Source organism: Pseudomonas sp. GCM10022186 (assembly GCF_042656385.1).
Taxonomy (GTDB): domain Bacteria; phylum Pseudomonadota; class Gammaproteobacteria; order Pseudomonadales; family Pseudomonadaceae; genus Metapseudomonas.
Genome location: NZ_JBHSOU010000025.1, coordinates 12,790 through 24,125 on the forward strand (window position 1 = coordinate 12,790; position 11,336 = coordinate 24,125).

4 protein-coding genes are annotated in these 11,336 nt (G+C 67.3%); all 4 read right to left on the minus strand.

Going from position 1 to position 11,336, the window contains the following annotated elements; translation table 11 throughout:
• Window positions 1-11: 11 nt before the first annotated feature.
• The 4 genes from ACFPU0_RS11450 to ACFPU0_RS11465 are packed head-to-tail and all read right to left on the minus strand — an operon-like array spanning window position 12 to window position 11,314.
• Window positions 12-1,340 carry an ATP-binding protein gene (locus tag ACFPU0_RS11450; RefSeq protein WP_377693106.1) on the minus strand — a complete coding sequence of 443 codons (1,329 nt, stop codon included), beginning with the start codon at window positions 1,338-1,340 and terminating at the stop codon, window positions 12-14.
• A 14-nt stretch (window positions 1,341-1,354) separates the two neighbouring features.
• The gene (locus tag ACFPU0_RS11455) at window positions 1,355-6,817 is read right to left on the minus strand and encodes an eCIS core domain-containing protein (protein ID WP_377693107.1); all 5,463 of its coding nucleotides are present in this window, start codon (window positions 6,815-6,817) and stop codon (window positions 1,355-1,357) included.
• Window positions 6,814-8,136, minus strand: a complete 1,323-nt coding sequence (locus tag ACFPU0_RS11460) for a contractile injection system tape measure protein (RefSeq protein ID WP_377693108.1) — start codon at window positions 8,134-8,136, stop codon at window positions 6,814-6,816. The genes ACFPU0_RS11455 and ACFPU0_RS11460 overlap by 4 nt, the downstream gene beginning before the upstream one ends.
• Window positions 8,137-8,140: 4 nt before the next feature.
• On the minus strand, window positions 8,141-11,314 hold the full coding sequence (locus ACFPU0_RS11465; protein WP_377693110.1) for a hypothetical protein: 3,174 nt from the start codon (window positions 11,312-11,314) through the stop codon (window positions 8,141-8,143).
• Window positions 11,315-11,336: the final 22 nt, after the last annotated feature.

Below are 11,336 nucleotides of genomic sequence, written 5' to 3' on the forward strand. Positions count from 1 at the left end.
CATCGCCGCTGTCACTCCGAGGTTTGCTCGACGAGATTGCGAAAGACCTTGCCTTCCTTCTCCAGCTCACGCTGCACACCTGTCACCGCATCACCCAGCTGGATAGAGAGGCGACCTGCCGCGATCGCCTCGATAGCGGCGAACTGGACCACATTGACGATGTTGCCGCCGGACAACTCGAAGCGGGCGAGGAGGCTCGCCAGGCGTTCACGGCCATCCTGCTCCGGGAGGGTACGAGTCCAGATCTCCCGGCGTTCCGCCTCGCTGGGGAACGGGAAGCGGATGATGGCATTGAAGCGCCGCTGGAACGCATCATCGATGTTCGCGTGGAAATTGGACGCCAGGATCACCAGGCCGTCGAAATCCTCCACCCTTTGCAGGAGGTAGCTGATCTCCTGGTTGGCGTAGCGGTCATGGGCATCCTTGACGCTGGTGCGCTTGCCGAACAGGGCATCGGCCTCATCGAAGAACAGGATCCAGTCGCGGTGGCATGCCTGGTCGAATAGCGTCGCCAGGTTCTTTTCCGTCTCGCCTATGTATTTGGAGACCACCGCGGACAGATCGACGCGGTAGACGTCCCGCCCGGTTGCCTTGCCCAGCAGGCTGGCCGTCAGGGTCTTGCCGGTGCCCGGCGGGCCATGGAACAGCGCGCGATAGCCTCGGCGCAGACGCCCTGCCATGCCCCAGTCCTGCATCAGGGTGCGACCGTGGCGGACCCAGTTTTCCAGCTCGGCGATGCGCTGGTGCACCGCGGGTTCAAGGACCAGGTCATCCCAGTCGAGCGCCGTGGTGATGCGCCGTGCGGGGAAGCTGGCGCCGAAGGCGGGCGCCTGCGACGAACCGAGGGTGAAGCGCTCTACCCAGTCGCGTGCCATGACGATGCGCCCGGAAAGGATCGGCGCGCCGTCCTTGGGCTCCTCCAGGCGTAGCAGGCCCTCCCGGGCGAACCAGTGCTCGGGGGAGAACAGTTCTTGTACCTGGAAGCGCACATCGAGATCGTCGCCCGCCAGTAGGAAAGCAGCGGTCTCACCGGTGGGCAGGAAGGTGCGGCTGTCGAGGTCGCGGATGCCGCCGATTTCGGGAAAGTCACCCTCGCGGGCCAGCGCGGCGCGGATCTCGCCGTCCAGCAGAGCCGGTCGCACATGGGGGGCGAGGGCTAGCAGGAGAACCGTGTACTCGGCGAACACCGGGGTGCGTTCGGCGATCAGCCTGGCCAGCTCCGAGCCGTCCTCGTAGAGCTCCAGGCCCAGGTCCGCAGCCTGGTCGCCGGCGAGGCGGGCACGGATCAGCGCACGAAGGAAATCCAGGCCGCGATAGAGGTTGCTGATCGGTTTGTCCATGCCTGCTCATCCCCCTATTTCAGCAGCAGCTTTCCGCCCTTGATCGCCGCCTTGACCTTGTCCAGCCGGGCCTCGTAGTTCTCCACGCCGCGCCGGGTATCGCCGGTGGTACGGTTCAGGTACCGGTCGTTCATCTTGCGGGTGAAGTTGGCCTGGGTGGTACCGAAGCTGCCGCCCAGGTCGTCGCGCAGATTGAGGATCAGCACGGCGAAGCCGCGATCGACGTCGGCCGCGTCGGCGATTTCTCCGGCGGTGGTGTCCGGGTCGTTGATGTCCGGGGTGACCGCGGTGAAGGTCGGGTAGGGTGGCGACGCGCTTCGCTGGTCGATCGGCGCGCTCTTGCGCACCCACTCCTTGTCGGTCGGGTTGCGCTTCTCGTAGGTGCCCCATTCGGCCTTGAGCAGGCTGGGCCATGGCGACTCGCCGCCGCCCCCGGCGAGCGGGTGGTAGCCGATGGTGAAGCTGTACCAGATCGGTTCGCGCTTGGCTTCAGGCCCCTCGACCGCTTGCTGCTTGGCGCTGTGTTCCACCGAACTGCCAAAGGGGATGTTGTACTTCGGCCCGTTGGCCGGGGTCAGGTTCGAGTCCACCGCATCCCCACCCAGCTTGTGCGGCAGCAGGTGCATGCGCACGTAGGTCTGGTTCTCGCGCAGCGGCTTGGGAATTGCCGTCCAGCCGTGCAGGTTACCCTTGTGGGCGGTGGATGAAGTGCCGGTCTGCACCGGGTACTTGTAGCCCTTGGCGTTGACGATGTAGTCGGCGGTGAAGCTGCGTGCCTTCACGTTGTCGGCCATCACCGGCAGCTTCGGCGGTGGGAAGTCCTTGGCACCGCTACCGAACATGTGCCGCAGGTAGGTGGTGCCCATGTGGTCGAGATGCTGCTGCAGGTCGTTGACCAGCTTCTTGTTGTCCTCGACGGACTTGGTCTTCTTCGCCGTGGACGAGCCGCTGTCGGCGGCGGCCAGGGCGTTCTGCGCGGGCACCACATGGGTGGTGTAGTAGCTCTGTGCATCGGTCACCAGCTTGAGTTCCGGGCTGCCTGCCTTGGCTTCGCGGCGGCGCTGCTTCAGGAAAGGTTCGATATGGGTCGGGTTCGAGCTGGCCACGTAGAGCTTGGCCGCCTTCTTCTGGCCCTTGTAGGACAGGGTGTGGGATTCGCCGGAATCGTCCTTGAAGCCGGAGCGGGTCTTCCACCAGTCGATGAGTTTCTGCACCGTCTCCTTGGCCTTCTCCTTCACCTTCTTCGCGCCGCTCTTGACCTTGGCCACGATCTTCCTGGCGAAGGCGACCACCTTGTCCACCACCCAGTCGATGGCCTTGTTGACCGGCTTGGTAATGGTGCCGATGATGTTCTTCACCTGCTTGGCGATGTTGCCCAGGCCAAGTACCGAGGCGAACAGGGAGATCAGCACCGGCACCGATCGGGCCAGGGCATTCTCCACGGCCTGGGTGACCTTGGCGAAGTTGCCCGCGGCGACTTCGGCGACGGCCTCGTAGACCGAGAGGATGAACTCCTTGATCTGCTGGTAACGCTCGATCAGGAACATCACCAGGTCGTACACCAGCTTGATCGCCTTGACGATGGCCGACGCCGGGTTGGTCAGGGACAGCAGCCAGACGATGCCCTCCTTGATCGCGGTGACGATCAGCCAGTTGCGGATGGCCGCCATCACCGTTTCCTTGAGGTTGGACAACTGGCCCTTGATCTCTTCCCAGAGCGCGGCGGGACCCTCGGTGATCACCTTCTGCAGCAGCTCGTAGCCCTTTTCCACCAGGTCGAACACCGGCGCGACGGCAGGCACTTTCTTGATCACCCGCGCCTTGATGTTGGCGTAGGTCAACCCCAGCACCTGCAGCACGATATTGAGGATGCCGCGCGGGCTGAACTCGAACGGGCCGGTGAGATTGACCTCGCCCAGCGCGCCGGTGAGCCAGCCGACCACACCGTCGATGAGGTGCTTCTTGATGTTCTTGAAGAAGTTGCCGATGCCGTCGCCGACCGCGCCGAAGAGTTTCTTGATGAAGCCCACCGGGTCCTCGAGGATCGACATCACCGCCTTGCCGGCGCGGTCGAAGAACTCGAACACCGGCTTGGAGTCGACGCCGGCAATCTCGCAGGCCCCCTCGATGGCCGCCCGCAGGGCCTCGGCGAAGTCGCCCTGGAGCACCGCGCCGGCCACCCGCACGGCGGTCTTCAGGGCGGTCTGGAAGGTCGAGAGAATCTTGTCGAGGGTGGCGGCGAGGGCGTCGGCCAGCTTGGTGATGCCCTCGATGGCCGCGTCGGCCACGGTGTTCACGCCGTCGATGGCGGCGTCGGTGACGGTGTCTATGCCGTCGTTGATGCGCCTGGCCAGGCCCGGGAAGCTGTCCTTCAGGTAGGTGTTGACCTTGTCCTTGGCCCAGTCACGGAACTTGTCCAGCTTGTCCACTACCCAGTCGCGGGCGGCGTTGATCAGGCCGATGGCGGCGTTCTTGGCTTTCTCGATGATGGTCTTCACCGCGTTGCGCACGGCGGTGAAGACCGCGTCGATGGCGTCGGTGATGACCTTCACCGCGCGCTTGATGACATTCTTCGCGCGGTCCCACCAACTACCTTCTTCCTGTTTCTTCTCCAGCTCGGCCTTCTTCTCGGCGGCCTTGCGCTCGCCTTCGGTCTTCTCCTTCTCGGCGTCCTTCTCGCCCTGGTCCAGTTCGGTCCTGGCCTTGCCTTCCTCGCTCTTGACGTGCTCGCCGATCTCCTTGCGCGCCTTGCCCTGTTCGGTGGCGGCGTCGGTGCTGAACGCGTTGACCTGGTCGTAGGCCTCGCCGATCCCTTCGCCTTGCAACGTGGCCACCTTGCCGCGATTGTCGATCACCAGCTTGCGCTGGGCGGCGTCGGTATCGGCGTTGAGCTGGGCGGCGGCCTGCTGGGCGGTGTCGATCTCGCGGTCCTTGTCGGTGTCGCGGGTCGTGGCCGCATCCACCGTCTGGCTGCGCGCTTCGGCGAGGTTCGGTGTCAGGGTCTTGGCAATGCGGGCGTCGGCGTTGTCGCGCACATCCTGGGGCAGCGGCGCGGCGGCGTAGGCGGCGACATTGTCGTCGGCCTGCGGATCGATGGTCGCGGCGGCTTCGGCAGAGACGGCGACCGGACGCTGCTCGTCGAGCTTGCGCGGTTGGATGTTGGCCTGCCCCGGATTGTTGCGGAACGCGGTGACCTGGGCATCGCGCTGCTCCTTCAGCGCGGTGGTGCCTTCCTCGCGCGGGGTATCCATGCGTTCGGGGGCGGCCTCGCCGGAGAGCGCCACGTTCGGCCGCTCGCCGGCCGAGGTGTCGATACTGTCGTCCGTGGTGCGGATGCCCTTGACGAACTTCTTGAGGAAGTTCATGAAACGGTCCCAGAACGAACCGGAGTCTTCCTCCTCCAGCTCCTTTTCGCGCTCGGCGTTGCCGCGGAACGGCTGCGGCGTGCCTGGCGTAACCGTCTGCAGGTCGCCCGGATCGGGGCCACTCACGCCATCGCCAAGCTCGGCATCAGCGGGGATCGGGATCTCCTCGGCACCTGAGAGCGGCACCTCCACGCTGCCGGAAGTCTTGGCTTCCAGCACCGGCGGGTTGTCCACGAGATCCTGCTGCTCGGCCTTCATCTTGCCGTCGATGGTTGGCCCGAGCTCCGGCTGGGTGACGGCCATGGCCGAGGGGCTGGCGTCGATAAACCGGGTGGTGGCCTCGTCGGAGCTACCGGACAGCTCGACTTTTTCCACCACCGCCACTACCTCGGCAGGGCCGGTGTCTGCCGGTGGCGGCAGGCTCAGGTCCGGTTCGGGAAGCGCCTCGCCCAGCAGATCGCCGGGCGGCGCAGTCACTTCGCTGTCGAGGTCGACGCTGTCCAGGGTCGGCCCGCGCTCCGCCGCAGCTGGCGCGCTCGCTTGTGCGGCAGGAGGGGGCGCGGCGCTTTCCGCTTGTACCGGTTCCGGCTCGCGGCCGACCGTGACCATCGGCGCTTCCGGCAGGCTCAGCTTGCCCACCGGGTCGAGGAAATGGTCCCAGTGCCCCAGCTCGTGCCAGCGTTCCTGCACCTGGCCGCCGAGGTTGTCCTCGCCCGCGGTGTTGCCGTTGATGGTGGCGACACGGGTCAGCTTGAGCGGCTTGCCTTCGGCATCCTTGCGACTTTCCAGGCCGGTGACCATGGCGAAGTGGTTGTTGGGCAACACGTCGATGGCGATGTCGCCCTTGCGCGGCAGCTCGCCGGCCGGGCGCAGCTTCAGCGCGTCGAGGGCGGGGGCGCCGAGTTTCCAGTCGGGAATCGGCAGGCCGGCCTTCTTCATCGCCCACCAGGTGAAGATGCCGCACCAGCTGGGCAGCGCGTCCATCCGCGTCTTCTTGCCGTCCTTGTCGGTCTTTTCGATGGTGGTGATGCGGTCGATCACCTGCTCGCTGACCACGGGGCCGCCGAAGGCCGTGGAGAAGTATTCGCGCAGGCGTTCCCAGCCGATGCGCTTGCCGTCGGCGCCGCTCTTCTTGGCATTGACCTTGCCGATCTCGCCGCGCGCCAGGCGGATCGCCGCGACGATCTCGGGACGGACCTGGTAGCTGTCGGCGCTCTCACTGGGAGAGAGGCTCAGCACATCCCTGTCGCCCGTCGCGGGTTCCGGTTGTACTGCGCCCTGCTGGATGGTGTGGGTCAGCTCGTGGGCGAGCAGGTGCTGGCCGGCGCGGGAGTCCGGGGCGAACTTGCCCTCGTTGAAGAAGATGTCGCTACCGTGGGTGAAGGCCTGCGCCTTGAGCGCCTGGGACAGCAGCACGGCGGGTGCGTCAGTGTGGATGCGTACCCCATCCAGCCTGGCGCCGAACTGCGCTTCCATCTTCTCGCGTACCGGGCCGGGCAGGGGATTGCCGCCACCGTGGGCGGCGCGGATCTGCCTGGCCACCTCGGCGGAAGGAGAGGTGCCGCCCTGGCCGGCGCGAGCCTGCACCTCCTCGTCTTCTTCCTTGGCCTGGGCCTGCTCCTCTTCCGACCGCTCACCCTTGGCCTGGAGTTCGTCCTGGTCTTCCGGGGCTGCCTTGGCCTGTAGATCCTGCTCCTTGTCGTCGGACCTGGCCTGGAGCTCTTCCTTCTCCTGGTCCTTGGCCTGGACCTCGTCAGGCGCCTCCTCGGCTTTCGCCTGGACGTCCTGCTCCTCCTGCGCCAGGTCCTGGACTTCCTCCGGTTCGGCAGCCCTGGCCTGCAATTCCCCTTCCGGCTCGGCGACGCGCTGGGCCAGCGGGGTGACGCCCGCCGCCAGGCCAACGCCGGCAGCCTTGCCGTCCACCACCTGGTCGGCTACCCGGTCGGCCTCCAGCTCATAGCGGTCGCCGGGCCGACCAACCTTCATCCGCGCCTGGGTTTCATCCTCCCGCGCCTGTGCCTGGGACATGCTGAAAAACGGCTTGCGGGCCGCGCCGCCACCCTTGGCTTCGCTGGTCGAGGCTTTGCGTTGCGGCGCGGCGGCGGTTTTCATGGCTGGCGCCAGTCCACGCTGAGAATGGATTGCATGAACGGCGTACGCACCCGCGACAGCGTCCATGGCAGGTGCGACAGCAGTATGTCGACGCCACTGGGTTCGACGCTGAGCAGCCAGTTTTCACCCTGGCGCTGCAGCCGTCCCGCGCGGGTGAGGAAACCTTCGCGCAGACCGGCGGGAGAGGTGTTGCCCAGTCGACCCCAGTGCTGGATCACACTGCGCAGCAGGGCATCGGCTTCTTCGCGCTCCCGTTCGCTGAGTTCGACACGGCGTGGCAGCGGTTCATTGAAAGGCAGGCCGCAGAGCAGCTTGAACAGCGCGGTTTCCGGCTCCGGCACGTCCTCGGTCCCGATGGCCAGGTAGTGGCCGAGCAGCACCGCGCGGCATTGCGCGGAGTAGTCGCGGAAGCGGCCAGGGCCGGCGAGCAGGTCGAGGCGCTCGAAGAAGGTGGCGAGGAACGGGTGCAGCAGCACCGCGCCGGCCGCATGCACGGGACGGGGGGTGGCTTGCACGGCCGCCGTCGGGTTGGTTTCCGCCGAAACTGGCGGAGCGGCCGGTTCCAGCCTGGTGGATGGCCGCGGCAGTGGAGGCACGGCCAGGCGGCCATCCAGCGCGATATACAGGCCGATCACGTCCGCCAGTTCGGGCTGCCGGATACCGGCGGCAAGGCTGCGGAACATCTCGCTCAGCGCGGCGACCTGGGTTTCCGCCAGCGGACTCGAAGAGGCGCCCGGCATCGCCGCATCCTCCCCCAAGGCCGCTGCCAAAGGTAGCGCCAGTTCATCCGGCAGCAGGGCGCGCAGCAGGCGGCGCAGGAGTGCCGCGGGCAACTGGCGCGCCAGCCGTTCACTGGCGCTGCGGCGGATCAGCAGCGGACGCAGGCGCTCGGCAAGGTGGCGCAGGGCGCGGGCATCCAAGGCCAGCAGATTGGCGGCGAGGATCGCCAACGCCTTGCCCGGCTCGACCCAGGGCAATTCGCCGCTGTGCAGGAAGGCCAGCAGTTCTTCGGTATCCGGCGGTCCATCGGAATCGGGCGGCGGCGGGACCAGCGCGGCGGCCAGCTGTCGTGCCAGGCGCCGGACCAGCTCGTCGCCATCCAGCGCCGCCGGGTCGAAGGCGCCCAGGTCGATTTCCACCCGGTCGAAGCGGATCAGCTCGCCGGGGCGGTCAATACGGTCGAGGGCGGCCTGCAGCGCCGGCAGGATCAGAGCGTCGAAGCGATTGCGCAGCAGGGCATCGAAGCCGCCCAGGGCAGCCGGGTCCGGCGCGGCGAGGTCGAAGACCAGGCGGCCGATGCGGTGCTCCGAGCCGGTCATCGGCCTAGCCCGCCACGAGTTGCAGGCTGATGTTGACGCTGGCGCCGGCCTTCAGGGCGATCTCCACCGGCGCCGACTTCGCCGTGCCGCTGGTGGCGACGAAGGCATACTTGCTGCTGGGCAGGTCCAGGGTCAGGGTCGCTTCCGGCATCCTGCGCTCGCTGCTCTTGCCGGTGGCGAGATCGGTGATCAGCAGGATGGCGCCCTGCACCGGCACCCGCCGCGGGTCGCCGCTGAGCAGGCTGACCACCACCTTGCCGTTGGCCGGTGCCGGTGTGGGAGTGGGTGTCGGCGTGGGGCCGCTGGCCGTTCCGCCCCGTGTCGGAGCCGGGGGCGGGGTGGGCGTGACGACCCTGTCCGCCGGAACCGGGCGATTCGCCACGTTGGCCCTGAGGGTGCCGATGCCCTGGTTGATCCGCCGGTTCACCTCGACCTCCGTGCAGTCGCTGTCGCAGCACAGGTAGGGCAGGCAGAAATCGCCGAGGACGACGAAGTTGTCCAGCACGTCTTCGCTGCGCGGCCTGCTGCTCTCGAGGATCCGCTTGATCGATTCATCCGGGGAAAGGTCGGGCACGCGGGCCTTGAGCAGTTTCGCGAACAGGTCGCCGATTCCGCCGTTGAGTTTTTCCAGGGCGATGCGCATGCCGGCATCCAGGTCCTCGCGTCCGGCGTAGAGCAGCACGAAGGTACCGCCCAGCGGTACACCGGCCTTGTGTTCCAGGCCGGGGTGCTTGCGCGCGAAACCGGGAAAGGTCATGTCTTCGAACATGTCCCCGAGGCGCTTGGCCAGCTCCTGGGTGATGGTCGCGCTGGACACCTGGGTAGCGGCCGCGGCGACCATGTCGCGCTTGCCGACTATGGCCAGGTTGGCGGTGGCGATTTCCGTGCCGGCCCTGGCGGAATCGGTTTCCGCCTGCGCCACGTAACTGGCGTAGGCATCGCTGAAGCCGCGCAGGGCTGTATCGAAGGCATCGCCATCGAAGTCGGCCAGGGAGTCGGCGCTGGCGACCTTCATCATCTCCTCGGCGCGCGCCATCAGCGCCACCGAGGGATAGATGGCCCTGCTCAGCTCCTCGCGCTCGCCGGGTACGCCGAGGGTTTCGGTGGCGGCACGCACGCGCTCGAGCAATTCGCCGCCGATGGCCTTGTCGCGCACCTTGTCGTAGACGCTGGCGACCGCCACGGTCGCCAGCGGCTGTTCGGCGACGGCGCTCTGGGCGATGAACTTCACGGTGTTCCCGGCAAGGACTTTCTCGCTGCGCGCGCTGCTCAGCAGTTGCTCGCTGATCAGACGGGTCTTCTGTTGCTCCTTCGGCTCAAGGTTGAGCACGGCCAGGTTGGCGCTCAACACCAGCCCGCCGGCAGCCCCGGCAGCCGGCGGCGCGGTGACCGCCGGCGTGCGCCGGGTAGCCTTGGTCGCGTCCAGGCGGCCGAGCACCTGCACCAGCCAGACCATGAAGGCGAAGATCGCGGCCATGATCATCAGGAAGATCACGTCGAGGTCGCGCATCTGACACATCAGCAGCTTGCGGATGGCCTCCTGGGCGCGATCCCGGGCTGCGTTGTTCTGGTCGGCGTTGTCACCGAGGGCCAGCCACACCGGCTGGATGGAGAACGACAGGCCGAGGCGGCGCTTCTCGCGGATCAGCTCCGCCATGACCGAGCCGAGCGGCCTGCCGAGCACGCCTTCGATGCGGACGAAATCCTCGCCATCCTGGCGCAGCAGGAAGGGGTGGGGATTGGCGGCGGCGCTGAGCTGCCAGGAGAAGATCGCGTCGAACCGGTTGGCCCGCGCCTTGCGCCACGACCAGTTGGCGAACAGGTCGCCGACCGGCTCGAAGCGGTAGTAGAAGGGGATCGCCCTTTCTCCCAGCGGTGCGGTACCGTCCCGCGACGGGGTCAATTCGACATCCGCCCCGAGCAGGGTGCGCGTGGCGTAGGTCTGCGCCAGCAGCACCATGCGAGCGAACAGCGCGCGCAGCTCTGCGGCCCTTTCGTTGCCGGCGTCCGGTGCCGGGGAGGGCACGAAGTGGTGACGGCGCTGGGCCGGCGCGCCCTCCGGGGCGGCACCGCCCTTGGCGGCCAGCGCATCGTAGGTGGCGAATTCGGCGAGGGTCCTTGGCGCGCCGGCAAAGGCCAGCGGCCGGGGTTCCACGTCCCCCGCCAGCACATGGCGGGGGAAGCGCGCCGGGTCGGGCGCGCATTCGGCGTCGAACAGCGCCGCGCAATCGAGGAATTCGTTGTAGCTGCAGAGGATGTCGTGCAAGCCGCCGTACAGGTATTGCACCAGCACCGGTGTCTCCGCCAGTGCCGCCAGCATGTTGAGGAAGTGATGTTTCGGGATCGGCCCTTCGGGGAAGCGATCGGCCGGGTACAGGTCCTGCAGCAACGGCTGGTAGGCGCTCCACGCCGCGTTCATCGCCGGCATGAGCTGCGTCGCGGCCCGGGCGATGCAGGCGAGGTAGCGGCCGTAAAGGTCGGCCAGGGATACCAGGGTGCCGCCGGCGGGATTCACCTTGTCCATGGCGAGGCGCGAAAGGCCGAGGCGCGGGTGGTGGGCGCGGTCCACCGGGCGGCCGGCGATGGCCTGTTCCTGGGCGAGGATGGTGTCGGCGACGCTTCGCGAAACCAGCAGGCGGCGCAGGGTCAGGTTCATCTCCGCACCCTTGTCCGAGCAGTCGTTGATATCGCAGTTCTTCAGCGATTCGAGGCTGGTTTCGAGGAACAGCAGCAGCGTCTTGTCGGCGACGAAGGCGGCATTCAGCGGTGTTGGCGCGGCCTCGCCGGGCGCCGGCTGGAAGTCCGTGGGCAGCAATTCGAAGGCCTGGCGCTGGGTGTTGCCATCGAACAGGAAGGGGTAGCGCGCCTTGGCCTTGTCGTCCGCCGTGGCCGTGGGCGCGGAGGGGATGGGGACCTCGTAGGAGCGCACCCGGTCGAACACCGTGGCATCTTCCACGATCAGGTGCCCCACCGAGGTGATGGCGACGCCCCGCGACAGCGTCAGCGTGGCCGCTGTGGCGTTCCAGTCCGGACGCAGGCCGCAGAGGATGCCGATGCCACTCAGGTTGGCGCGGGTAGTGCGGTCCTGGGGTTCGAGGTAGTCGATGATGTCGTTCAACTGCTCGGAAGTGAGCACCTGACCGGTCTCGAAAACCGGGTAGAACGTCTGGATGTCCATCTGCCGCGCTCCCAGAGAGTGT